This is a genomic window from Rhodococcus sp. B7740 (genome assembly GCF_000954115.1).
In the GTDB taxonomy this organism is placed as follows: Bacteria; Actinomycetota; Actinomycetes; order Mycobacteriales; family Mycobacteriaceae; genus Rhodococcoides.
The window spans coordinates 2049097-2074356 of sequence record NZ_CP010797.1 but is presented as its reverse complement, the minus strand read 5'-3'; the positions used below and the strand labels follow the sequence as shown (position 1 = coordinate 2074356).

Sequence of the window (25260 nt, the reverse complement as noted above, 5' to 3'; positions counted from 1 at the left end):
GCACCATGGGCGACGTCGACACAGTCGTGCAGCTGGACGGGAACGACAGTGAATCCTGCGCAAGCGGGGTGCGAGTCGCAGTCACCTCCGACGCGTTGTCGGTCGAGGCGGCGACCGCCTGGGCCACCATGCCCCGGTGCGGGGCCGTTGTCACCTTCACCGGGGTTGTGCGCGAGTATTCGAGGGACTCCGCAGGTCGACGGACCGACGGGGTCGTGTCGATCGACTATCAGTCCTACGAGTCGGTCGCGCGCGGACGCCTGTTCGAGATTGCCGAGACGGCGCAACAGCGTTGGCCCGACATCGGCCGTATCGCCCTGCTGCACCGGACCGGATCCGTCGCGGTGGGTGAAGCCAGTGTCCTGGTCTGTGTGTCCGCGGGTCATCGCGTCGCCGCGTTTCTGGCTGCTCAGTTCTGCATAGACATCGTCAAGGCATCCGTTCCGGTGTGGAAGCTCGAACAGCGGGACGCCGCGCAATCCTGGGTGGAGACCGGTGTGCAGATCGAGAACGTCCACCATGCAGCCTCGCAGTGGTCGCCGCTCACCTGCGGTGCCGCCTCGTGAGGGATGTCGTGGCCGACGCGAGAGACGTTCGTGGCCGGCCACTTCGGGACCTGCGTATCTCCGTCACCGACCGGTGCAACTTCCGGTGCGTCTATTGCATGCCGCGGTCCGAATTCGGTCCCGACCACGAATTCTTGAAGACCGCGAAACTGCTGTCGTTCGAGGAGATCGACAGAGTCGCCCGAGCTGCTGCCGACATCGGTATTCGCAAGGTGCGCCTGACCGGTGGAGAACCGCTGCTGCGAACCGGAATTGTCTCCCTCGTCGAGCGACTGAGCGCCATCGACGGTATCGATCTGGCGATGACCACCAACGGGTCTCTGCTCGGCGCACATGCTGCGAAGTTGGTCGACGCGGGGTTGGGGCGGGTGACCGTCAGCCTCGATTCGACGGATCCGGCAACGTTCGCTCGCATGAGTGACACTCGGGTGCCCGTGCAGTCGGTACTCGACGGTATCGACGCGGCGGTGGACGCGGGCATCTCTCCGGTGAAGGTCAACGTCGTGGTGCGTCGTGGGGTGAACGAGGATTCGATTCTGACTCTGGCGGAGCGGTTCAAGGGCACCGGCGTCGTGGTGCGCTTCATCGAGTACATGGACGTCGGTGCTACGAATCGGTGGGAGTTGTCCCAGGTCATGGACGTGCAGGCGATCGTGCAGACGATCGGCCGCGTCCACCCGCTGGTGCGGGTCGAGGCGGTGTACGACGGTGAGGTGGCGACTCGATATCGATACCTCGACGGCAGTGGAGAGATCGGCGTGATCGGGTCGGTGTCCGAGCCGTTCTGCGGAACGTGCACGCGCGCGAGGCTGTCTGCCGACGGCAAGGTGTACACCTGTCTGTTCTCGTCGACCGGAACGGACCTGCGCGCGTTGCTGCGCTCGGGGGCGTCGCAGGACGAACTCGTATCCCGACTCACGGCGTTGTGGGTGCGACGGGACGATCGGTACTCGGAACTTCGAGCGGAAACGAACGAGGATCCGGTGCGAGATCGGATCGAAATGTCCTACATCGGTGGATGATCGAAGGGGTCTGATCGTATGGCCGAGTTGGTGATGTTCGCTGCGGCACGACAGATTGCCGGGGAGGCGTCGAACAGCATGTCGGGATCGACCGTCAGAGAGGTGCTCGATACTGCGGTCGAACGATACGGTGCGTCGTTCGCGGAGGTATTGGCGGTGTCGCGCATCTGGATCAATGGACGATCGCTGGCACGCGACGAGGATTCGCCGTGCTCCGATAGGGACGAGATCGCGGTCCTGCCTCCGATCTCCGGCGGATGATGTCGATGACAGTGGACAGCGCACAGGTCCATCTCCGAACGGTGGACCAACACCGCTGCGCGATAGGAAAACTGGGAGTATCGGCGTCGGTGCGTTCGGTGCCGATCGGCAATGCGGTAGGGGCAACGCTCGCCGAGGATGTCGTTGCCGACCACGCACTGCCGGCCTTCGACAATTCGGCGGTCGACGGATTCGCCGTTCGCGCTGCCGATGTCGTCGGTCCGGAACATCTGCCCGTACGTCTGCTCGTCTCCGCGCGCAGTGTCGCAGGTGGACAACCGGCACCGCTGCACCTTCATCCGGGTGAGTCGGTACAGGTCATGACCGGTGCCGCAGTTCCGTGCGGCGCAGATATGGTGATTCCGGTCGAGGGAACCAGCGGGTTCGTCGAGACATTCGGTATCGAGGAGGTGACGATCCACTCGGTCGGCTCGAAGAGCAACATCCGCAGTCGTGCTTCGGACTTCGAGGTCGGCGACGTCGCCGTCCGGGCAGGCACATCGGTCACGCCGGCACAGGTCGGTGTTCTGGCGGCGCTCGGTCGCACCCATGTGCTTATCGAGTCGGCTCCGATCGTGGCGGTGCTGTCGACAGGATCCGAGGTTCGGCCGGTCGGGACCGTACTCGCACGCGGCGAGTGTTACGACGCGAACTCGGCGATGATCGTCGCGGATCTGCTTCGGTGCGGTGCCGACGTTCACCTCGAACCGGCCGTCGCCGACGACGTCGACGAGTGTCGGGCGGCACTGGCCCGATGCGCGGCGGTTGCCGACCTCGTCGTCACGACCGGTGGGATCAGCGCGGGCACCGAGGAGGTGATCCGGCTTGCGCTTGCAGACCAGGACGTCGAATTCGTCTCGGTTGCAGTCAAACCGGGCAAACCGCAGGGATGCGGAAAGGTCGAGGGAACTCCGATCGTATGTCTGCCCGGAAACCCTGTCAGCGCGTTGATCTCGTACGAACTGTTCGTCCGGCCGATCATCGTTGCGGCACTGCGAAACCCGCAAGCCGAGCGAACGATCAGAACGGTCAGGGTAGCGGGGAAGACCGTTTCTGCCTCACCGGTACCCCGGGTCATGCTGGGCATCGTCGACGGTGAAGGGGCCAGAATCATCCGATCGCATTCTGTCGGTGCGCTCGCCGACGCCAACTGTGTGATCGTGATCCCGCCCTCCGGCGGCGACCTCGGGCCGTCCGGTGAGTACCCCGCGTGGATGCTCGACTCTCTCGCCTCGTCGCGGCGAGGCACGTGCATCTGAAGATCCGAGAAATTCTCTCGGCGCACCGCTCGTCGATGTGAGGAGAGTGCACGCATTTCGTAACGCAAACGCCTCGGATGGCTTACGCCAAGGGCCTACCGTTGGTGCACTCGAACCTATCGCGGAGTGCATTATGACGTCATTTTGGACAACCCGGGGACTCGGCCATGCCGATCAGATGAGCTACTGGGCCGACGTCCTGTGTCAGGCATTCACCCCACTGGCACCGTGGCGATCCCGCGATCACGTCGAACGCAGTTCGTCCCGGTCCGGACTGCCCGGGTGGGTGCGCTCTGCGGCTGTCGGAGGTGGCAATGCCGCGGAGATCGCCTCCTGCACCCAGCGAATCGACCACGGAAAGCGCGAAGTCGCCCGCGCGGACGAGGACGTCGTCTTCGTCAACCTCCAACTGGATGGGCACTGTACGACCACCCAGGACGGGCGGCAGTGCACCGTCTCCCGAGGCGAATTCGCCGTCGTCGATTCGACCCGCCCGTACCGCCTCGAGTTCGTCGAACCGGGCAACGACGAACTGTGGCGGGTCCTGTCGTTCCGTCTGCCACGGCCATTGCTGGCAGACGTCGTCGCACCGTCGGCGGGGACCACTGCTCGGCGCTTTTCGAGCTCGTCGGGCTCGGCTCGCTTGCTCGGCTCACTGATGGTCGAGACCTGGCGGAGCGATTCCTCACTGCACCCCACCGAGCGGCAGATGATCGGTGCCGCCCATGTCGATCTGCTCCGCGCGGTGCTGGGAGCAACGGCCGAGCGAGACACCGCGTGCTCGTTGCAGACCGACGAAGCACTCCGGGTGTCCGCGGTTCGGTTCATCGACTCCCGGCTTCCCTTCGGCCGAGTTCCCGCCACCGAGGCAGCCCGCCACGTAGGGGTATCGGTTCGCACTCTCCATGCACTGTTCGAGAGGGCGGGAACGACTTTCGGTGCCGTGGTACGTGAGCATCGAGTCGAGGCGTGTCGTCGTGAGCTTGCCGATTCGCGCGACGATCGGTCGATCGGAACGATCGCAGCGGCGTGGGGATTCTCGGATTCGGCGCACCTGGCCAAGTCGTTTCGATCGCACTTCGGATGCAGTCCGGTCGAATACCGAGCGTCGATGAAGACCAGGGAACTGCCGCAGCTGGTGCAGCGGTAGCGAAACGCTCTGTCCGAGTGTGCAGAACGGTACCGATCACGGCGCAGTCCAGTACAAGACCAGGACGACTCACCCGATGAAACTGGTGTGCAGGGCAGCGTCGCCCGATTCCGTTCTTCACCCCACCAGGACAGACATCGAGGAGTCCCACATGACCCTGAGTTTCGAGCTCAGCCCCGAGCAGATGGCCGTGCGCATGCAGGCGCGGCAAGTGGCAGACGAGATCCTGAGCGAAGTAGCAGCCGCCATTTCGCCCTTGCCCCGGCCGGAGGATCGCTTCTACGCATTGCAGCCGGTCTACAAGCAGCTGGCCGGGCTCGGATTCGTCAAGGGACTGGTTCCCGATCAATACGGCGGCGCGTACTTCGACAATCTGACGTTCGCCCTTGCGGCCGAGGAACTCGCTCGGGTCGACATCAACACTCCGACAGCGTTGCTCGGCACCGGATTGGGACTGAATCCGATCATCAATTTCGGCACCGAGGAACAGAAGAACCGCTGGCTCCCGCAGTTCTGCGACGGCGAGCCTCGGCTGGCTGCGATCGCATACACCGAGGTGACCGGTGGGGCCAACTACGACTCGGTGGACCCGACCGTCGGAATTCGGACCTTCGCGCGACGCGAAGGCGACGAGTGGGTCATCAACGGTGCCAAGCACTACACCACCAATGCTTCGGGCTGGGACGGTGAGGGTGCCGACCTGATCAGCGTGGTGTGCCGCACCGATCCTGCGCTCCCGCCGTCGGAGTCGCTCGCGGTCATCGTCGTGGAGAAGGGGACGCCGGGGGTCGAGATCACCGACATGATCGACACCATCGGACACCGCGCCACCAACTCGCCGCGAGTCGAATTCCGCGACGTGCGAGTGCCGGTCGGCAACCTCATCGGTAAGCCGGGCGACGGGTTGGACATCGTCGCCACCGCCTTCTCCTGGACCTGCTCGTCCATCGCCGCCGCGTGCGTGGGCAGGATGAGGGCTGCATTCGACTACTCCCTGCAGTTCGCCAAGACCGACCACCGGTCCGGTCCGGTACCCGTCATCGAGTACCAGAACGCGGGATACATGTTGGTGGACATCAAGACTCGGATCGAGGCGGTCCGCTACTTCGCATGGAAGGCTGCCGATCACTTCGATCGCACCGGTGGACGCGACCGTGAATTGGCCAACGAAGCAAAGATATTCGCGTCCGAGACGGCCGTGCAGGTGGTGTACGACGCCATGCGTCTCGTCGGCGTCGATGCGTACACGAACCTGACCCCGATCGCTGCGATCATGGAAGACGTCCTCTGCTTCCCGGTGTACGACGGCGGAAACATGGGCGTTCGCCGGCGCAACGTCCACAATCTGCTCAAGGCAGACGGATTCGACTCACTCGCCGCAGCGGAGAATCGACTGTCGGTACCCGAGCACGCCTAGGCCGATGGCGCTCGTGGTGTCAGGATTCGATCGATCCTGACACCACGAACGGGCTCGCGCGCCGATCCGGCTCGTACTCACTGGCGTAAGAGCAACGAGGCCAATAGTTTCCGGTCATTTGGTCGGGGTGATTCGGAAAGTGTGGTGATGCTGACCAATTGTCGGGTCGTCACGGACCGTGAGGTAGTCGGGCACGTGCGGCAGCACGTCTTCGACGCTGCGCTGGACGATATGGCCGCGGGTTCGAGACGGAGAGATCTACGACATGTACGCATTCGGCTCGCGTACCCGGTACACCGGGCTGCTGACTTCTTGTTCTGCACGGCAGACGTGGTACCCGTCGGCAAGGATGTTCCACACGTCGACGTTTCCAGGGTCATCGCGCGGCGATTCAACGACCGTTACGGCGCAGTGTTGGAGAAACCGCACGCCCTTCTGACGTCGAGACATCTCCTATGGTCGGGCTCCACAAGGCCAGGGTATCGGCACTGCTCACTGTGGTCGGCACCGCACGACCGCGGCTCAGATCACGACATTCTGAGTTCGAGCTCGGCTGATTTGTGCTGGTCGGGGTGGTGAGCACGAGCTGCCGAGTCTGCGCTTTCGTTTCTTGTCGGTGGCCCGGGTTAGTCTTCTTTCAGTTCGAACGCACGTTCTGAAATGTTGCTCACCGGGGGGGGTGAAAGATGGGTGCTGTACCGATCGTGTCACTGGAGGCGTTGACTGCTGCTGCGCGTGCGGAGAATCGGCAGGCGGCCCGCAAGATCACCGCCTGTTACGAGGTTCATCGGAGCTGGATCACCCTCGACATCGAGTACAAGCATTACAGCCGGTACGGGCGTACCGAAATGGCTGTCGCGTTGGGGTGCTCGGCGACGGTCGCCGAATCGTATATCTCGGTCGGCGTCGCCTTGCACACGCGATTGCCCCTGTTACGGAGAGCATTCGAGGGCGGTGAGGTCGACCTTCCGCGGGTGCGGACGGTGTGCCGGATCCTCGACAACCTCTCCGACGACATCGTCAGCTCCGTCGAAGCCGAGGTCGTCGAGGCAGCCCACCGGTTGTCGCCGGGTCCGCTCGAGAAGGAGATCTGGGACATCCTGCTGCGGGTCGCCCCCGAGGAAGCTGCCGCACTACGCGAGTTCGCGAAGAGGTTCCGGACCGTCACCTACACCCCGGCCGGGGAACTGGCGCGGATCCGGGCGGAGTTGACTGCCCCGGAAGCTGCCGCTGCGTGGCAGTTGCTCGAGGAGATGGCCGACACCTTGTGCCCGAAAGATCCGCGCGGGAAGAAGGAACGCCTGTGTGATGCGTTCATGGCCCGGATGCACGGTGAATCGCGCTTGGCGTGCCTGTGCCGACGGGAGGACTGCCCGAAAGCGGATGCGGTGTTGCCCGATAGGCGGGTGCCGTTGACGATGGTCACCGTCGACATCGCCACCCTGATCGGGTTGCTTGCGAACCCGGCGTATCTGGCCGGGCACGGTTCCATCGATCCTGACCTCGCTCGGGAGTTGGCGCGCAGCAGTCAGTGGCAGATCCTGCTCACCGACGCAGTCACCCTCGCCGAGAAACTCGGACTGGCCGTGCAGAACCCGGAAACCGGGGAATGGGAACGAACACCGAAAAAGCAGACGCAGGAACAGGACTCGGGGTCGGGAGCGACAGCGGACACGGACACGGACACGGACGCCGACTCAGGGACAAACACCGCGTCGGGAACAAGCGCTACCGAGACTCGCAGCCGCACCGACAGCAACCCGGAACCCGAGATCGACGCCGAGTCAGAACCCGAGACCGAGTCCTGCTTGACCACAGGTGCTTCCGTCGACGTCGTCACCGATGCGACCACTGCCCCGGAGGTGGAACCGGCGAACGGATCCGTCACCGCTGCATCGCCCACACCCGCGCCATCTGCGACCAGCACGCCGGTAACGAACACGACCACCTCGCCCTCACTCTCACCCTCGCCCTCGCCCTCGCCCTCGCCCTCGCCGACCACCGTGACAGCCACCGCATCAGCACCGCCGGCGACAACTGCAGAATCTGCCTCCGACCAAAGGGCAGATCCCGACCATGACTCCGATCCAGCACCATCGCCGGAGTCCGGCACTGCACCGGACCGAACCGAAACAGGCTCTGCTCCGGAGCGACCCGAGCGAACCGGGACGGTCCCGCCGACATCAGCACCGCCACCGACAACAAGCCCCACGCCAGGAACAGTTATCCCGCCGGAACCGGGGACTGCGACATCACCGACTTCGAAGCACGATCAGACGGAGAATCATCAGACGGAGGATTCCGCGGGGGACACCTCTGCCCATTCAGCGGCCGATCCAGCTCCTTCCGAGACCGAGACCGAGACCGAGACCGGGGCAGGCGCAGACGGGCAACGGCGGACGCAATCACTGGCCTCCGCCGCAGCGCTGTTCTGTACCCACACTCCTGTCGGCCGGGGCACACGGCACAGCTCTGCCCTCGGTCTGCCCGCCAGCGACCCGGGCTCGACACTGCGGCCGAACCGAACCGTCCACAGAGCAGGCCGCACACCCTCCGGCCTCTATCTCGGCAACGCATCCCTTGCCGCCGCACTCGAAGCCGCCATTGCCGCCGACCCCACCCTCGGAAAGTCGGTACCCCGTGACCCCCTGACCGACCGGGCCCTGATCTACCGACCCGATGCCCTGACCGTCGCAGCGGTCCGGTTCCGCGACAAACACTGCCGCTTCCCCGGCTGCCACCGCCCCGCCGCCCGCTGCCAACTCGACCACGTGAACCCGTTCGACCACAGCAACCCCCTCGGCGGCGGCTGGACCACGGTCAACAATCTGCAGTGCCTGTGCGAATACCACCACTGCGTCAAAACCGCCGGCTACTGGAAAGCCGTCATGCTCCCCGGCGGAGCGATCCTGTGGACCTCGACCTCGAAGACCACCCGAATCACCCTGCCCGCCAACAGCACCGCCGTTCCCATCCTCGGAAACGACCTCAGACCACACATCCCCACCCAACCGAGAAGATCCGGCATCATCGCCTACCCCGACCTACCGGACAACCATGAGTCGATAACAGAACCGACCGCCGAAGACACCGGCGAGCCGCCGTTCTAGGTGTGCTGGGGTAACGCCTCGGATGCGAAACCTGTTCAGGTGAACTGGCGTGCCCTGGTCTTGTCGATCACGAGCCACCCGCCGTGGTGCTCCGAGGTCTCGAACATCGAACCCGTCGACCGACCCAGTTCCACCAGCGATGATTCGTCGAACGTGCGAACGTGTCCGTGGCAGGCGGTGGTCTCGGTCTCGAAGGGCACTGCAACAACGACACGGGTGCGCGCGATGCGTAATGCCTCTCTCACGATGCGAGATCCTGTCTCTGCGTCGACGTGTTCGAGGAGATGCAGTGCAGTCACCGTGTCGACGCTGCTGTCTGCGACGGGAACGTTCGCAGCGTCGCACACCACTGTGTCGAGTGTGATCCCGAGATGCGGGGCCACGACGGCGAGCAACCGCATGGTGCCGGCGGAGAGGTCCGTCGCGGTCACCGAGTGGCCTTTCATCGCCAGCCGTAGCGGAAAGAAGCCGAAACACGATCCCATATCGAGCACCGATCCGACGATCAGGTTTTCTGCGTGATCGTGGACGGGAGCGAAATCGGCAGTGCCGGAGAGCAGTTCGTCCAACGAATTGCGATAGTAGGTGGCCCAGGCGTCGACCGGATCGGCGACGGTGGTGCGGACGATCCCGACCAGCACCAACTCGAATTCCCGCTGCGAAAGACCCACATGACGTGCCTGTGCGGTCACGATCGGAACGAGGCGCTCACCGATCTGGGCCGACGTCAGGCCATGACACACCTGCACGGTCGATCCGGTTCGGACCGCGTCGAACTCGAGTCCATGCAGGTGTCGGACCACCACGTTCTCGTGCGCCCAGACTCCATCGGGGCTCGGTGCGAGTGCATCCAGTTCGGTCATCGATGTCATTTCTGTTCGTCGCACGTCCACTCGGCGTGGCCGCCCCTTCGGTGAGGTCGAGCGTTCCACACATCGGTCGACGAATCGGCCACTCCCTACCAGGTCGGGCCGCTCGGACGATGCTGGCCCCGCACGCCGGACGGGACGATACCTACCCATATGGACGGTTGATCGCGACGGCCGACCAGTTCTTCTCTCATGCCGGTTCCGAGTCTTGATCGGCCGCTAGCGTGGTGATCCGAGACACAACCAATCGGATTGTGACCGAGCATATTTCGCAGGAGGTTCCAGATGTCGAAGAAGAACGAGAACGCTGTGGTCGGTACGGCTGTCGTCGAATCCGACTTGATCGAAGAGTCGTTGGTCGAGGAAGTGTCGATCGACGGCATGTGCGGCGTGTACTGATCATGACCACTGCAGTGCGCGACGACCTCGATGCGGTCGGGCTGGATCTGGATTCGCGTTGGGTGTTGCATCCACAGGTGGCGTTGCGTCCGGAGTCTTTCGGGGCTCTGCTCTATCACTTCGGAACTCGCAAGCTCTCGTTTCTGAAGAACCGCACGATCGTGGCGATCATCACCTCGTTTCCCGATCATCCGGACATGCGGTCGGCGATCGAGGCCGCAGGGATCACCGAAGAGCAGTCGGCCCCATACGTGAAGGCCCTCGCAACGTTGGCCGACTCGAGCATGATCACTCGCCCGTAGAGCCTGACCCATTAGTAGAAGAGGACTTCCGCCCATGACCTCCACCCTCGAAAGGCCCGCTCCGGTAGGCAAATTGGTCGACCAGTTCGAACTCGGACTCGACGCGCCCATCTGCTTGACCTGGGAGCTGACCTACGCCTGCAATCTGTCGTGTGTGCACTGTCTGAGCTCGTCGGGTCGCCGTGACCCTCGCGAACTGAGCACCGAACAGTGCAAGTCGATCATCGACGAGCTGCAGAAGATGCAGGTCTTCTACGTCAATATCGGTGGTGGGGAGCCGACGGTGCGCTCGGACTTCTGGGAGCTCGTCGATTATGCGACCGCGCACCAGGTGGGTGTGAAGTTCTCCACCAACGGGGTCAAGATCGACAAGAAGGTGGCCGCGCGGTTGGCCGCGTCGGATTACGTCGATGTCCAGATCTCCATCGACGGCGCAACCGCCGAGGTCAACGATGCGGTCCGCGGACCCGGTTCGTTCGACATGGCGTGCCGGGCGTTGGAGAACTTGAAGGAGGCCGGCTTTCGGGACGCGAAGATCTCGGTCGTCGTCACCCGACACAACGTGAGTCAGCTCGACGACTTCAAAGCGTTGGCCGACAAATATGCTGCGACACTGCGGATCACCCGGTTGCGGCCATCCGGCCGGGGCGCGGATGTATGGGACGATCTGCACCCGACGGCCGGTCAGCAGCGCGAGCTGTACAACTGGCTCGTCGCCAACGGTGAGGGTGTGTTGACCGGGGATTCGTTCTTCCATCTCTCGGCGTTCGGTGACGCTCTGCCCGGGCTCAACCTCTGTGGTGCCGGGCGCGTGGTGTGCCTGATCGATCCGATCGGCGACGTGTACGCGTGCCCGTTCGCCATTCACGAGAACTTCCTCGCCGGCAACATCGTCCGCGATGCGAAAGACGGCATGGGTGGATTCCAATCCGTATGGCAGACATCGGAGTTGTTCCAGGATCTGCGCTCGCCGCAGACCTCGGGCGCGTGCACCAAGTGCGCCCACTTCGACGCGTGCCGTGGTGGCTGCATGGCAGCGAAATTCTTCACCGGTCTGCCGATGGACGGACCGGACCCCGAATGCGTCATCGGGAACGGTGAAATGGCGTTGGCGGCGGCGGGGGAGATCCCCAAATCCAGTGTCGACCATTCCCGGACCGGGCAACGCAAAACCCCACGAAAGTCGGTGCCGCTCACGTTGATGATGCGTCCGCCGGCGAAGATCTGTGACGAGAACCCGCTCGCAGGAATGGAACAGGAAAGCTGATGGCCAAGAGTGCGTGGTTCGAGACCGTTGCCGAAGCGCAACGGCGTGCGAAGAAGCGTCTACCGAAGTCCGTGTACGCCGCTCTGGTGGCAGGCTCGGAGCGCGGACTGACGATCGACGACAATACGGCGGCGTTCGGTGAACTCGGCTTCGCCCCGCACGTCGCCGGGCTGTCGGACAAGCGTGATCTGTCGACGACGGTGATGGGGCAAACGCTGTCGTTCCCGGTGATGATCTCGCCGACGGGCGTGCAGGCGGTGCATCCCGACGGTGAGGTCGCCGTCGCGAGAGCTGCTGCAGCGCGGGGTATTCCGATCGGGCTCTCCTCGTTCGCCAGCAAGTCCGTCGAGGAGGTCGCGGCGGCGAACCCGCAGACGTTCTTCCAGATGTACTGGGTCGGATCGCGCGAGATACTGCTGCAACGGATGGAGCGCGCACGCGCAGCCGGGGCGGTCGGGCTGATCATGACCCTGGACTGGTCGTTCTCCAACGGCCGCGACTGGGGTAGCCCGTCGATTCCGGAGAAGATGGACCTCAAGGCGATGGTCCAGTTCGCTCCCGAGGGCATCATGCGTCCGAAGTGGTTGTGGGAGTTCGCCAAGACCGGGAAGATTCCCGATCTGACGACCCCCAACCTGACCCCGCCCACGGGCGGTCCGGCCCCGACGTTCTTCGGTGCATACGGCGAATGGATGGGCACCCCGCTGCCGACGTGGGAGGACGTGGCGTGGCTGCGTGAGCAGTGGGGTGGGCCGTTCATGCTCAAGGGCGTGATGCGCGTCGACGATGCGAAGAGGGCTGTCGACGCCGGGTGCACGGCAATCTCGGTCTCCAACCACGGCGGAAACAATCTCGACGGCACCCCGGCTCCGATCCGGGCGCTGCCCGCGATTGCCAAGGCGGTGGGCGATCAGGTCGAGATCACCCTCGACGGTGGGATTCGGCGCGGCAGCGACGTGGTGAAGGCGCTGGCGTTGGGTGCGCGAGCGGTGCTGATCGGGCGGGCATATCTGTGGGGCCTGTCGGCGAACGGTCAGGCGGGCGTCGAGAACGTACTCGACATCCTGCGCGGCGGAGTCGATTCCGCTGTCCTCGGGCTCGGGCACACCTCGGTACAGGACCTCTCGCCGTCGGATGTGGTGATGCAGGCCGGGTTCGACCGCAGGCTCGGCGTCTAGAGCGCTGCGTGCTTTCCGAGTCCGGTTGGTTCGAGTCCGTTGCGCAGGCCCAGCGGCGCGCGCAGAAGCGTCTTCCGAAGTCCGTCTACTCGGCGTTGGTGGCGGGATCGGAACGCGGAATCACTGCGTCGGACAACACCGCTGCGTTCGCCGAACTCGGGTTCGCCCCGCACGTGGCAGGGCTGTCGAACACCCGTGAGTTGTCGACGACGCTGATGGGGCAACCGCTGTCGTTTCCGGTGATGATCTCCCCGACGGGCGTGCAAGCAGTGCACCCCGATGGCGAGGTGGCCGTCGCGAGGGCGGCAGCGGCACGCGGTGTGGCGATGGGGTTGTCGTTGTTCGCGAGCAAACCCATCGAGGAGGTCGTCGCAGCGAATCCGCAGACGTTCTTTCAGCTTCACTGGGTCGGATCACGGGAGTTGTTGCTGCACATGCTCGATCGGGCACGCAGTGCGGGTGCAGTCGGGTTGATCGCGACGATGGACTGGTCGTTCTCCGAGGGGCGGGACTGGGGGAGCCCGGTGATTCCCGATCGCCTCGATGCCCGGGCGATGCTGCGGTTCGCACCGGAAGCACTCGCGCATCCGCGATGGCTTGCGCGGTGGGCACGCGCGGGCACCCTCCCGGATCTGACGGCACCCAACCTCGCTCCGCCCGGAAAGCCCGCGCCGACGTTTTTCGCCGCATATCGCGAGTGGAAGTCCACGCCGCTACCCACGTGGGAGGACATCGCCTGGCTACGTCAGCAGTGGGACGGTCCGTTCATGCTCAAGGGCATCTCGCGGGTCGACGACGCGTTACGGGCCGTCGACGCCGGCGTCACCGCGATCTCGGTGTCCAACCACGGTGGCAACAATCTCGACGGTTCCCCGGCGTCGATTCGGGTGTTGCCGTCCATCGCCGAGGCAGTGGGAGAGCAGGTCGAGATCACCCTCGACGGTGGCGTCCGGCGGGGAAGCGACGTGGCGAAAGCGCTCGCGCTGGGTGCGCGGGCAGTGCTGATCGGTCGGGCCTATCTATGGGGGTTGGCCGCGAACGGTCGAGCAGGAGTGGAGAACGTGCTCGACATCCTCCGCGGCGGACTGGATTCCGCGGTGCTCGGTCTCGGGCATGCATCGGTGCACACGCTCGGACCATCCGATGTCGTACTACCGACCGACTTCGCTCGCGCCGATCGACTCCCCGTTCCGGGATACCCGACGCCGATGCGAACAAGGACGGCACAACCCATCCGGTGATTCGACTGTGGGACTTGACGAATACGGCTGCCCCGCAACACCTATCTCGCATCGTCGGGCCCTCCAGCCCGATCTACTCGCTCTCGTTCGATCGGTCCGGCACGCGGTTGGCCGCGGGCGACGGGGGATCCTCGGTGTGGCTGTGGAATGTCACGGACCGTGCCGCGCCATCGCAGTACGCTGCCCTCACCGCGTATGGCATGCGTGTCAACGATGCTGTGTTCGCCGCGGACGGACGAGTGCTGTTCGGCGGTGGCACGGCTCGCGATGTCCGCATCTGGCGGACCGACCCCGAAGAGGTTCGTACTCAGCTGTGCGAATCCGGGGGGGTCGGTGGTGACGGAAGCGGAATGGGCACAGTACCTACCCGGTGTTCCCTATCGGCAATTGTGTGAGCGCTGATCGGCCGGCCGAGCCTAGGTGGGGTCGGCCAGGGGCCTGGTGAAACCGTCGAGCATTCCTGTGTAGAGCTTGGCCGGTGGCGTAGCGAACTCGCCGCGCTTTCCGGTGCTCAGTCCCAGCGAGACCAGGGACTGCACGAACAACGTGCCCGCGGCCACGCCGTCGACCACAGGTACTCCGATCTCGGCCGAAATGTGTTGGCACAGATCGGCCATACCCGCGCAGCCGAGAACCACAGCATCGCTACCGTCCGTCTCGACGGCGACGCGGCACGCCTCGGTGACGATCTTGCGGGCGTCGGGATCGGTCTCGAGGTCGAGGACCGGCAGTTCGCACGCATGAATGCCGAGGCAGTGGCGTCCGAAGCCGTAGTGGTTCGCCAGATCCTGGGCACGTCCGATGGTGCGTCCGAGTGTGGTGACGACGCTGAATCCTCGACCCAGGAAACTCGCGGCGTGCATGGCTGCCTCGGCGATACCGACGACCGGCCCGGCCGCCAGCTCGCGGGCCGCGTCGATGCCGGGATCTCCGAAGCAGGCGATGACGTAACCGTCGACCCCAGCGGCCTCGCCCCGGGCGATCTCGGCGAGAATGCCGGGGACACTGAGTGCTTCGTCGACATGACTTTCGATGGACACGGGCCCCATCGAGGGGCTGACCGCATCGACGACCGTGCCCGGGCCTACCACGGCCCGGGCACAGTCACCGATCGTTGCGGTCATCGAACTGGTGGTGTTCGGATTGATGACCTTGATGAGCACGGAAGAAATCCTAAGCCTTCGCTGGGACGTCGAAGTTGGTGACAGCCAGCTTGGTTCGTGTCGCCAGGTAGAAGTACATGACGAATCCGATACCGCAGCCGATGAACCAGCTGTACTTCGACGCCGTCGACATGCCGGCGATCTCCATGCCGTCGATGGCCCCGTTGAAGAGGACGGTGAACATCGCGACCAGCGCGCCGACGACGGTGGAGTACACCGCCGCCGGGTTGTAACCCTTGGAGTACCAGTACAGCCCGGTGGACGACATCGAGAACAGCTCGTCGACGACGACCTTCTGCTTGCGGACGAGGTAGTAGTCGGCGATGAGGATGCCGAACAGTGGTCCGATGAATGCACCGAGGGTCTCGAGCGTCAGGTGGATGACGTCGGGGTTGTTGTAGAGGTTCCACGGCGTGATCAGCACCGAGCCGATGGCGGCGATCATTCCGCCCGCGCGCCAGCTGATGCGCTGGGGGCTGACGTTCGAGAAATCGAATGCAGGGGAGATGAAGTTGGCGACGATGTTGATACCGATGGTGGCGATCGTGAAGGTCAGCGCGCCCAGGACGATGGCGAACGTGCTGTCGATCCGTGCCACGGTCTCGACCGGGTCGGTGATCAGTTCACCGAACACCGGAAGCGTCAACGACGCGGTGACGACGACGAGTATCGAGAAGACCAGGAAGTTCACCGGCAGACCGAGGAAGTTGCCCTTCTTCACGGCGGCGTAGGACTTTCCGTAACGCGAGAAGTCGCCGAAGTTGAGCATGGGGCCCGAGAAGTAGGACACCACGAGCGCGATCGCACCGAGCATGACCGGAATGGAGCTCAGACCCGTGTGCTCGACTTCTCCGAGGTTCAGATCGATTGCGCCCCAGCCGGCTTTCCAGATGAGGTAGCCGCACAGCATGAACATCACGACGTACACCGCGGGTCCGCAGAAGTCGATGAACTTGCGAATGGACTCCATGCCCCGCCAGAACACCGCCGCTTGGACGACCCAGAGGAACAGGAAGCTCGCCCAGCCGAGCAGCGAGAGTCCGGCGAAACCGTAGTCGGCGGTGACGGCATACGGAGCGAGAGACGGGAACAGTTTGATCAACACGATGTCGAGAGCGGCCGAGGCCAGGAATGTCTGAATTCCGTACCAGGCTACGGCGATCAAGCCACGAATGATCGCCGGAATGTTGGCACCGAGAACACCGAAGACACTGCGGCAGATGACCGGATACGGAACTCCGGACACCTGGCTCGGCTTGGCGACGAGGTTGCAGAAGAAGTACACGATCGTGATGCCGACGAGCAGCGCGATCAGCACCTGCCAACTGGCCAACCCGAGCGCGAACAGGCTGCCCGCGGTCACGTAGCCACCGACCGAGTGCACGTCGGACATCCAGAAGGCGAAGAGATTGTACGAGGTCCACGTCTGCTTCTTCAGTGGAGCGAGATCCTCGTTGGTCAGCCGCGGGTCGTAGCTGTCCTTGATCAGGCCACCGCCGACGGGGTGGCCCGCGGCTTCCACGAGATCTCCCGTTTGAGCGGGACCGTGCGCTGTATCTGTCATCGATGCTCCTGACGGCATGGCATTGAGGTGAACGAAGGAGGTGAACGAGCGAATGAGGAAAAGCTAGCGGCGCAGTGTTGCGCACTCGTGACGCGAGCGATATATCTTTCGGATTCGTCCCTCGGCTATTCCGACGGCGGATCGGCAAACAATCCATGGTCGTTCGACAGTGTCGAAATGACCGAATTGAGACGCGTGTGGTGATGTTGTGCTGCGCCGAGCAGTCCCGCGGAATCGCCGTCGAGGAATGCCGTGAGCATGTCGGCGTGGTCGCTGTGCAGTGATGCCCTGTCGGAACCGGCGACATGCACCATCGGCTGCACGGGTTCGGTGATGTTCCAGGCGGATTCGAGCATGTGCAGCAACCGGTGCATCCGAGAAGGCCGCGTCAGGGACAGATGGAATTCACGTGAGAGTCGGTGATACTCCCGCGAGTCGTCGCGAGCCAGTGACGCTTCGAGTTGCCGATTGATCTCGATGAGGTGCTCACGGTCGGCATCGGTGGCGAATTCGACGGCGATCGGGAGCGCTGCAGTCTCCAGAACCTCTCGGACGATGTACATTTCGCGTAGTTCGGCCGCGGTCAATTGGGCGACCGTGTAGCCGAGATTCGGCCGATGATCGACCAAGCCCTCGCCGATCAGCGTCTTGAGCGACTCGCGCACCGGTATTCTGCTCACCCCGAACAGTTCCGCCACTTCGTTGAGCGGAATAGGGGTATTCGGTGGAGCGTCGCCCGCGAGAATTACCCGACGCAATTCGCGCAGAATCGACGGCTGCGGGCCACCGGGTGCCGATATCGACAATTGCGAGAGCAATATGGACCGACGGCGGGGTGGCACGAATGGAAGATTAACGACCGTGTGTTTCGGCGGCGTGACGGCTTCGTTCCATCCGATATCATCTGCATCCATGTCCAGGGACTCACTCGGTGCTCAGTACTGGCCGGACGTCGACCGATCGAGGACCCTCGTCGTGCCGGTCGGTTCGATCGAGCAGCACGGACCGCACCTTCCCCTCGACACCGACACTCGTATCGCCGACGCCGTGGCGCGAACCGTTCCGCATGCAACCGTTGCCCCGCCGATCGCGTACGGAGCCAGTGGTGAGCACGAAGGATTTCCCGGCACCGTCTCGATCGGTGCGGCCGCGCTCGAAACGCTTCTGGTGGAGTACGGACGCTCCGCCTGCCGGTGGGCCGAGCGGGTGGTGTTCGTCAACGGCCACGGCGGAAACGCACCGACGGTGCGGACCGCAGTGCTGCAGCTCCGGTACGAGGGCCGCGATGTCGTGTGGTTTCCGTGCGCGATACCCGGAGCAGATGCTCACGCCGGCCGGACCGAAACGTCGTTGCTGCTGCATCTTTCGCCCGAGGCGGTGGACATGACGAAGGCGCAGGTGGGAAATGTGACCGATATCGCCGCCCTGCTCCCGGCACTGCGCGACGGTGGATTGGCTCCGATCACCGCCAACGGCGTGCTCGGCGATCCGACCGGGGCCGATGCGGAGGAAGGGCGTCGCGCCTTCGAGCAGATGTGCACCCGAGCGGCCGATGCAGTCGGGCGATGGAGTCCCTCCGAGCAGGGCGTGATCTCATGACCGAACCCGGTGAACCGCCTGGTCGCGACCCCGACCAGAAGCTGCCGAAAACGGGGAACAGGTATGTTCCGTCCGATTTCTCGGGTGGCCGACACTCCGGCGGCTTGTCCGCTTACGATCTCCTGATGGGTGAAGGTCGGTTGCCTGACGGCTTCGGGGTGCGAGTCGATCCACGCGTACGTACATTCTCCGAAGGGCGCGTCCTGATCGGTGGTTCACCGACCCGCATGCTCAAGCTGGCACCGACCGCTGCCGCCATGATCGGCGACGGGTTCATCGAAGTGACCGACTCGCAGTCCGCGCTCGTGGCCCGCAAATTGCTCGACTCCGGAGTCGGGAATCCGCGGCCGATGTCGATTCCCTCGCCGAGCGACGTCACCGTCGTCGTGCCGCTCAAGAACAACGAAGCGGGGTTGGAGCGCTTGATCGCGTCGCTCCACGGGCTGCACGTCATCATCGTCGACGACGGCTCGGACGTGCCGGTCGCCGTACCGCGGATCTCCTGGAGCGTGGGCAGCATGACGGTGCTGCGGCACGAGCGCTCACGTGGACCTGCTGCCGCACGAAACACCGGCTTACGATGTGCAACAACGGATTTCGTAGCGTTCTTGGACTCCGACGTCGTGCCACGTAAGGGATGGCTGGAGGTGATGCTCGGCCACTTCTCGGATCCGGCGGTCGCCCTGGTGGCCCCCCGCATCGTCGCACTCGAGCCCGAGGGCAGTGCGCTGGCCAGGTACGAACATGCCCGCTCGTCGCTCGACCTGGGTCGCAAGGAAGCGGCGGTACGGGCAGGCAGTTCGGTGTCCTACGTCCCCAGCGCCGCGATGTTGATGCGTCGGTCGGTGGCGATGGACTCCGACGGATTCGACGAGTCGATGCACGTGGCCGAAGACGTGGACCTGTGCTGGCGATTGCAGGAAGCGGGGTGGAGGCTGCGCTACGAACCCGTCGCCCACGTCGCGCACGAGCATCGCGTCACCTTCGCCGAATGGTTCGCCCGCAAGCTGTTCTACGGCACCGGTGCCACACCGTTGTCGGCACGCCATCCGGGAATGGTGCCGCCCATCGCGATGTCCCCGTGGACGTTGGTTGCATGTCTGCTCGCGGCGAGTCTGACGCGGATCGGTCTCGTCGGCGCTGCCGCCACACTCGGCGTGACGATCGTTCGTCTGCGCAGGATGTTCGTCGGTCTGGACCAGCCCACTCGGATCGCGGCCATCCTCGCGGCCGAGGGTTTCGTGGCGGGGTTGTGGCAACTGGCGTCGGCCCTGTGTCGGCACTATTGGCCGATCACCCTGCTCGCCGTCTTGTTGTCGAGTCGTATTCGTAGAATCGCACTGGGATTGGCTGTCGCAGAGGCGTTCTCGGATTGGTACAAGCACCGGGAGCCCGGCGGTCTCGATCCGGTGCGTTATGCCTTCTACAAACGAGCCGATGACGTCGCCTACGGAGCGGGGCTGTGGCACGGTGCACTGTCCGCCCGCAGCGTCGACGCCCTCAAGCCCCGCCTCGACGGCTGACGTGGTGCCACCCCGGTCTGCTCCGTCGACGGTGTGAACCCGATCGAGTTCGCCGACGTCATCGTCGTCGGAGGTGGTTCCTGCGGCTGCGTTCTCGCATCGAGGCTCAGTGAGAACCCCGATCGGTCGGTGCTGTTGCTCGAGGCCGGGCCTGCGTTCCACAGCGTCGCCGACGTTCCGGCGGCCGTGCTCGACGCGGCGACACTTCCCATCGGCCCCGGTAGCGAATGGGTGGGAACCTATACGGCCGAACTCGCGGCCGGTGTGTCCCGGACGATCGCGCGAGGCCGGGTGCTGGGAGGCTCCGGCGCAGTGAACGGTGGCTACTTCGTCCGCGCCACGCCGGGTGACTTCGATGGCTGGCCGCAGTCTTTGTGGTCGTTCGATCAGGTGCTGCCGTTCTACATCGGCTCCGAAACCGATTTCGATGCCGACGCGGTCGATCGGTGGCACGGTTCCCGCGGGCCGATGCCGGTCTCGCGCACGTCGGAGCAGGACCGACATCCGCTGACCGCATCGTTCGTGCAGGCGGCCGCGAACGCAGGTTTTCGATTCCACGAGGACATGAACGCACCCGACGCGGCCGTGGGAGGAGTGGGCGCAGTTCCGTCGAACATCCGAAACGGTACCCGTGTAAGTGCCGCTCTGGCATACCTTCTGCCGGTCATCGATCAAAAGAACCTACGGGTACAAGGGAATACGACGGTGTCGTCGTTGATGTTCGAGAAAAACAGGGTGGCCGGGGTCGAGATCATCGTCGACGGTGTACGCAGTATCGTGAAGTCCGACAGGGTGATTCTGTCTGCTGGTGCTGTGCACACCCCCGCGTTGCTGCTTCGATCCGGCATCGGTCCGGCCGAAAGCAGTGTTGCGCTGGGGATTCCGGTGATCTCCGACAATCCGGGCGTCGGCCGTGGCTTCAGCGACCACCCCGAGGTTGCCGTTCCGGTAGCGACGACCGAAGAATTCTCGACGGTATCTCGTGCTCTGGAAGCGGTGTTGCACGCGGGCGATGTCGAGATCAGGCCGTACACCGGGAGATTCGATCGATTGATCTCCGGTCTTTCTCGTGGGCCGCACGTGTTCGGTGTCGGCCTCATGCGCTCGACGGCACGAGGGAGCATCACGCTGCGAAGCACGGATCCGTTCGAGTCCCCGGACGTGCGATACCGCTATCTCGAATCGGAGGTCGACCGGCGCGCTATGCGCGAAGGCGTCGAACTCGCACGCGATCTACTGGCGTCGCCGATCATGTCGGAGATCGTCGATGTGCCCGCGATCGACGACCCCCTCGCGGCACTCGGTACGTCGCTGCATCTGTCCGGCAGCGCCAAGATGGGCCCGGAATCGGACCCGGAGGCGGTGCTCGACGACCACTGCCGGGTGCGCGGTGTCGACGGTGTCCTCGTCGTCGACACCTCGGCGTTTCCAGTGGTGCCCAGCCGCGGTCCGCATGCGACGGCAATCATGTTCGCCGAGCGTGCAGCGGCCTTGATTGCAGACCACGGTAGGGGTGTCGAGGCGTAGCGTTCATGGTCTGGGGACCGTTCGGGTTCCCCGATAGATGGGTTACTGCCATGTCGGACAAATCGCCCCGCAACACGATGACCAAGAAATCCGGCAAATCGCTCAAGGACAAGCGCGCGGACAAGCGGGCCAAGTCGAGTGGTGACACCAGCAACGACATCATCACGTCGAGCGCCAAGAAGAAGTAGGCAACCGGGGTCGGCGCGACCGGCCACAGCCGCGCGCGCCGGCCACGGCTGTATCCTGGTCTGTGAGCTGGGTAACAACGATGTGGACAGGTCACGGAGGAAGCGTCGAATGGCAAGCCGATCGGACAGTGGCGGCAACCCCTGGGTCGCAGTGCGTCCCGGCGAGGACGTCGCTGTGCTCGCGCGCCAGATGTCCAATGCCCACCAATCTTTCGTGGACGACCTCCGTACTCACGGTTCGACGGTGAGGTCCGTCGTACTCGACTCGTGGATGCGCAGTCGCACCAAGGGGGTCGATCCCGACGGCGGAAACGACACTCCGGCATTGACCGGGCCGGATCTCGAGCGCTACCGCAACGGCCATCCGATGGCGATCATTCGTCCGGTCATCCGAAAGCTGCTGGTCGAGGACGCGGCGGACACCGGCTTGCTCGTCGCCATCTCCGATGCCGAAGGCCGGCTGCTGTGGGTCGAGGGTGACTCCGCAGCCAAGGACCGAGCGCTCACGATGGACTTCGCCGAGGGCGTCGATTGGAGCGAGGAGAACAAGGGCACCAATGCCCCCGGTACCGCGCTCGCAGTCGACCACAGTGTGCAGATCTTCGCGTCCGAGCATTTCTCTCGGTCGGTGCACGAGTGGAGCTGCTCGGCGGCACCGGTTCACCACCCCACCAGTGGCCACATCCTGGGGGCGATCGACATCACCGGTGGCCCGCGCGTTGCGGTGCCCGAGGTGCTCTCGCTGGTGCGTGCCACCGTCGCCGCCGCTGAGTCCGAATTGCGCCTGCATCTGATGAACTCGCCGAAATCGTTGGGCGACACTGCTCCTCGGCTCGAGGTTCTCGGATCCGGACGGCCGGGAGTGGTGCGTGGTTCCGGCCGGATACCGCTCTCCCAGCGACACGCGGAGATACTGCTTCTACTCGGTGAGCATCCCGAAGGGCTCAGCTCCGACCACCTCGCCGTGCTGCTCGACGAGCAGGAGCTGGACTCGGTGACGATTCGCGCCGAGATGTCGAGATTGCGCAAGGCATTCGGTACCGCCGGCCTGGCGTCGCGGCCCTACCGTCTGGTCGGCGAGCTGTCCTCGGACGTCGGCGACATCCGGCGTGCCCTCGACCGCGGCGACGTCGAGGCTGCTCTTCGTATCTACTCGGGACCGGTGCTGCCCGGATCGTCCGCGCCCGGCATCGAGGAGATCCGCGAGGAACTGCGGTCTCGAATGCAGGCCGCGCTGCTCCGACTCGGAGATCCGGTGCTACTGGCGCAGTGGACGTCGTCGATTCACGGTCGATCGGACGTGATCGCGTGGGAGGCCTACCGGGCCACCCTGAGCCGAGACTCCGCGCTGTACGGGCAGGTCAGTGCGCGTATCGATCTCCTCGACCGCGAACTCGGAATCTGACGCTATCGCCACTGTCGGTACCTCCGGCAGCAGCGGCAACACAGATGCAGTCGCATCGGCAACGTAGTTGCAACGTTGCAAGCCCTAGTGTCCTGAATCACACACCGCATCAACTGTGAAGCACGTGTCGATCAGGAGGATTTTCAATGTCCGTCTACTCCCGTCCAGGTTCCGCCGATTCCGTCATGTCGTTCCAGTCGCGTTACGACAACTGGATCGGCGGCGAGTGGGTACCGCCGGTCAAGGGTCAGTACTTCGAGAACCCGACTCCCGTCACCGGAGAGAACTTCTGCGAGGTCGCCCGCTCCACGTCCGAGGACATCGAGCTCGCGCTCGATGCCGCACACGCCGCAGCGCCCGCATGGGGCAAGACCTCCGCAGCCGAGCGCGCCGTGATTCTCAACAAGATCGCCGACCGAATCGCCGAGAACCTCGAGTCCATCGCACTGGCGGAGTCCTGGGACAACGGCAAGCCGATTCGCGAGACTCTCAACGCCGACATTCCGCTCGCCGTCGATCACTTCCGCTACTTCGCCGGCTGCATCCGCGCGCAGGAGGGATCACTCTCCGAGATCGACAGCGACACAGTGGCATACCACTTCCACGAGCCGCTCGGAGTCGTCGGGCAGATCATCCCGTGGAACTTCCCGATCCTCATGGCCGTATGGAAGCTCGCGCCCGCTCTCGCGGCCGGAAATGCCGTGGTGCTCAAGCCCGCCGAGCAGACTCCCGCATCGATCCTGCACCTGATCTCGATCATCGGCGACCTCCTGCCTCCGGGCGTCGTCAACATCGTCAACGGATTCGGAGTCGAGGCAGGCAAGCCGCTGGCGTCCAGCCCGCGCATCGCCAAGATCGCCTTCACCGGGGAGACCACCACCGGCCGTCTCATCATGCAGTACGCGTCGCAGAACCTGATTCCGGTGACGCTCGAACTCGGCGGCAAGAGCCCCAACGTCTTCTTCTCCGACGTGCTGCAGGCCAACGACGATTACCAGGACAAGGCGCTCGAGGGCTTCACGATGTTCGCCCTCAATCAGGGTGAAGTGTGCACCTGCCCGTCGCGCTCGCTGATCCAGGCGGACATCTTCGACGAGTTCCTCGCCTTGGCCGCCATCCGCACCAAGGCTGTGCGACAGGGAGATCCGCTCGACACCGAGACCATGATCGGCGCACAGGCGTCCAACGATCAGCTCGAGAAGATTCTCTCGTACATCGAGATCGGCAAGGGCGAGGGCGCACAGGTCGTCACCGGCGGTGAGCGTGCGCAGCTCGGCGGAGATCTGAACGGTGGCTACTACGTCCAGCCGACGATCTTCACCGGCAAGAACAACATGCGCATCTTCCAGGAGGAGATCTTCGGTCCGGTCGTGTCGGTCACGTCCTTCAAGGACTACGACGATGCCATCGACATCGCCAACGACACCCTCTACGGACTCGGCGCAGGCGTCTGGTCTCGCGACGGCGGCGTCGCCTACCGAGCCGGACGCGACATCAAGGCCGGCCGCGTGTGGACCAACACGTACCACCAGTACCCCGCGCACGCCGCGTTCGGTGGCTACAAGCAGTCGGGTATCGGCCGCGAGAACCACAAGATGATGCTCGATCACTACCAGCAGACCAAGAACCTGCTCGTCAGCTACGCCCAGAAGGCCCAGGGCTTCTTCTGATGAACAGCGCTGCGCAGCCCGCGCGGCTGAAGACCACCGTCGAGGCGATGGACCTGCTCCGTCGCCTCGGCGGTATCCACGGGGAACTGATGATGCATCAGTCCGGGGGATGCTGTGACGGGTCGTCGCCGATGTGTTATCCCGCAGGCGAATTCATCGTCGGCGACCGGGACGTTCTCCTGGGGTACATCGACCTTCGGCTGGGGGTCGGTGAGGTCCCACAGGACCTGCCGACCGGGAGCGACGGTGTGCCGGTGTGGATCTCGGGATCCCAGTTCCAGGCGTGGAAGCACACCCAGCTCGTGCTCGACGTGGTTCCCGGCCGCGGCGGTGGATTCTCGCTCGAATCGCCCGAGGGAGTGCGGTTCCTCAGCCGCGGACGTGCATACACCGCCGAGGAGAACGACATTCTCGCGCAGCATCCACCACTGGTGGGAGTCGACTGGGAAGAAGGTCGACGGCCGGAGGTTCCCGCAGACCCCTTGGTGGTCGCCGAGGCCGTCGATGCGTGTCCCGTCCCTGGGATGCTTCAGGGCTGAGTGCTTGCGGCAGTGGTGCGGTTGGATGCCGCAGGTGGCAC

The 25260-nt window shown here is 64.4% G+C and carries 24 protein-coding genes; 20 read left to right on the top strand and 4 right to left on the bottom strand.

The features are described 5' to 3' along the window. Positions 1-5 precede the first annotated feature (5 nt). The 8 genes from NY08_RS09415 (at position 6) to NY08_RS25095 (ending at position 8785) form a co-directional block, all read left to right on the top strand. Positions 6-566, top strand: a complete 561-nt coding sequence (locus NY08_RS09415; RefSeq protein WP_052683736.1) for a molybdenum cofactor biosynthesis protein MoaE — start codon at positions 6-8, stop codon at positions 564-566. After that, the gene (gene moaA, locus NY08_RS09410; RefSeq protein ID WP_327205209.1) at positions 449-1588 is read left to right on the top strand and encodes a GTP 3',8-cyclase MoaA; all 1140 of its coding nucleotides are present in this window, start codon (positions 449-451) and stop codon (positions 1586-1588) included. Before NY08_RS09415 ends, moaA begins: the two co-directional genes overlap by 118 nt. Before the next feature lie 18 nt (positions 1589-1606). Further along, on the top strand, positions 1607-1849 hold the full coding sequence (locus NY08_RS09405) for a MoaD/ThiS family protein (protein WP_045196011.1): 243 nt from the start codon (positions 1607-1609) through the stop codon (positions 1847-1849). Positions 1850-1854: 5 nt separating this feature from the next. Continuing rightward, a complete protein-coding gene (locus NY08_RS09400; RefSeq protein WP_158462520.1) occupies positions 1855-3108 on the top strand; it encodes a molybdopterin molybdotransferase MoeA in 1254 nt (417 codons plus the stop codon). Positions 3109-3241: 133 nt separating this feature from the next. Then, complete coding sequence (locus tag NY08_RS09395) at positions 3242-4258, top strand: helix-turn-helix domain-containing protein (protein WP_082073742.1); 1017 nt, start codon at positions 3242-3244, stop codon at positions 4256-4258. A gap of 151 nt (positions 4259-4409) precedes the next feature. Further along, positions 4410-5675: an acyl-CoA dehydrogenase family protein gene (locus tag NY08_RS09390; protein WP_045200061.1), complete on the top strand. Its 1266-nt coding sequence runs from the start codon at positions 4410-4412 to the stop codon at positions 5673-5675. Between the two features lie 147 nt (positions 5676-5822). Next, complete coding sequence (locus NY08_RS25835; RefSeq protein WP_144407330.1) at positions 5823-6254, top strand: hypothetical protein; 432 nt, start codon at positions 5823-5825, stop codon at positions 6252-6254. Between the two features lie 107 nt (positions 6255-6361). Next, positions 6362-8785, top strand: a complete 2424-nt coding sequence (locus NY08_RS25095) for an HNH endonuclease signature motif containing protein (RefSeq protein ID WP_052683734.1) — start codon at positions 6362-6364, stop codon at positions 8783-8785. Between the two features lie 35 nt (positions 8786-8820). Here NY08_RS25095 and mftM read toward each other — a convergent pair whose 3' ends face one another. Beyond that, the gene (mftM, locus tag NY08_RS09380) at positions 8821-9648 is read right to left on the bottom strand and encodes a mycofactocin oligosaccharide methyltransferase MftM (protein WP_032398256.1); all 828 of its coding nucleotides are present in this window, start codon (positions 9646-9648) and stop codon (positions 8821-8823) included. A gap of 291 nt (positions 9649-9939) precedes the next feature. Here mftM and mftA point away from each other — a divergent pair, with 291 nt between their 5' ends. From mftA to mftD (NY08_RS09360), 5 genes are read left to right on the top strand one after another with little or no spacing between them, the layout of a single operon-like run. After that, the gene (gene mftA / locus NY08_RS25485; RefSeq protein WP_082073741.1) at positions 9940-10053 is read left to right on the top strand and encodes a mycofactocin precursor MftA; all 114 of its coding nucleotides are present in this window, start codon (positions 9940-9942) and stop codon (positions 10051-10053) included. A gap of 2 nt (positions 10054-10055) precedes the next feature. Then, positions 10056-10355 (top strand): mycofactocin biosynthesis chaperone MftB, encoded by a 300-nt coding sequence (gene mftB, locus NY08_RS09375; RefSeq protein ID WP_032397573.1) that lies wholly within the window; start codon positions 10056-10058, stop codon positions 10353-10355. A gap of 34 nt (positions 10356-10389) precedes the next feature. Continuing rightward, on the top strand, positions 10390-11622 hold the full coding sequence (gene mftC, locus NY08_RS09370; RefSeq protein ID WP_032397572.1) for a mycofactocin radical SAM maturase: 1233 nt from the start codon (positions 10390-10392) through the stop codon (positions 11620-11622). Then, positions 11622-12800 carry a pre-mycofactocin synthase MftD gene (mftD, locus tag NY08_RS09365; protein WP_045196009.1) on the top strand — a complete coding sequence of 393 codons (1179 nt, stop codon included), beginning with the start codon at positions 11622-11624 and terminating at the stop codon, positions 12798-12800. Before mftC ends, mftD (NY08_RS09365) begins: the two co-directional genes overlap by 1 nt. An 8-nt stretch (positions 12801-12808) precedes the next feature. Next, positions 12809-14041 (top strand): pre-mycofactocin synthase MftD, encoded by a 1233-nt coding sequence (gene mftD / locus NY08_RS09360; RefSeq protein WP_045196007.1) that lies wholly within the window; start codon positions 12809-12811, stop codon positions 14039-14041. A gap of 416 nt (positions 14042-14457) precedes the next feature. On the opposite strand, the gene NY08_RS09350 is transcribed toward mftD (NY08_RS09360), so the two are convergent. The 3 genes from NY08_RS09350 to NY08_RS09340 all read right to left on the bottom strand — a co-directional run bounded on the left by NY08_RS09350 (position 14458) and on the right by NY08_RS09340 (position 17610). Next, the gene (locus NY08_RS09350; protein WP_045196003.1) at positions 14458-15204 is read right to left on the bottom strand and encodes an aspartate/glutamate racemase family protein; all 747 of its coding nucleotides are present in this window, start codon (positions 15202-15204) and stop codon (positions 14458-14460) included. Between the two features lie 10 nt (positions 15205-15214). Continuing rightward, positions 15215-16768 (bottom strand): NCS1 family nucleobase:cation symporter-1, encoded by a 1554-nt coding sequence (locus NY08_RS09345; protein WP_032398254.1) that lies wholly within the window; start codon positions 16766-16768, stop codon positions 15215-15217. Positions 16769-16893: 125 nt separating this feature from the next. Then, positions 16894-17610: a GntR family transcriptional regulator gene (locus tag NY08_RS09340; protein WP_032398253.1), complete on the bottom strand. Its 717-nt coding sequence runs from the start codon at positions 17608-17610 to the stop codon at positions 16894-16896. Positions 17611-17680: 70 nt separating this feature from the next. On the opposite strand from NY08_RS09340, the gene mftE reads away from it, so the two are divergent. From mftE to NY08_RS09310, 7 genes are all read left to right on the top strand, one after another. After that, the gene (gene mftE / locus NY08_RS09335) at positions 17681-18367 is read left to right on the top strand and encodes a mycofactocin biosynthesis peptidyl-dipeptidase MftE (protein ID WP_032397562.1); all 687 of its coding nucleotides are present in this window, start codon (positions 17681-17683) and stop codon (positions 18365-18367) included. Between the two features lie 125 nt (positions 18368-18492). Further along, positions 18493-19890: a mycofactocin biosynthesis glycosyltransferase MftF gene (gene mftF / locus NY08_RS09330; protein ID WP_045200057.1), complete on the top strand. Its 1398-nt coding sequence runs from the start codon at positions 18493-18495 to the stop codon at positions 19888-19890. Positions 19891-19923: 33 nt separating this feature from the next. After that, entirely contained in the window at positions 19924-21417 is a 1494-nt protein-coding gene (gene mftG / locus NY08_RS09325) for a mycofactocin dehydrogenase MftG (RefSeq protein ID WP_045196000.1), read from the top strand. Positions 21418-21467: 50 nt separating this feature from the next. Beyond that, complete coding sequence (locus NY08_RS26245) at positions 21468-21605, top strand: hypothetical protein (RefSeq protein WP_176459466.1); 138 nt, start codon at positions 21468-21470, stop codon at positions 21603-21605. 109 nt (positions 21606-21714) lie between these two features. Continuing rightward, on the top strand, positions 21715-23010 hold the full coding sequence (locus NY08_RS09320; protein WP_045195998.1) for a transcriptional regulator: 1296 nt from the start codon (positions 21715-21717) through the stop codon (positions 23008-23010). A 146-nt stretch (positions 23011-23156) separates the two neighbouring features. Continuing rightward, a complete protein-coding gene (gene exaC, locus NY08_RS09315; RefSeq protein ID WP_032397559.1) occupies positions 23157-24680 on the top strand; it encodes an acetaldehyde dehydrogenase ExaC in 1524 nt (507 codons plus the stop codon). Further along, positions 24680-25219 carry a DUF779 domain-containing protein gene (locus NY08_RS09310; protein WP_045195996.1) on the top strand — a complete coding sequence of 180 codons (540 nt, stop codon included), beginning with the start codon at positions 24680-24682 and terminating at the stop codon, positions 25217-25219. The genes exaC and NY08_RS09310 overlap by 1 nt, the downstream gene beginning before the upstream one ends. The last annotated feature ends 41 nt before the right edge of the window (positions 25220-25260 follow it).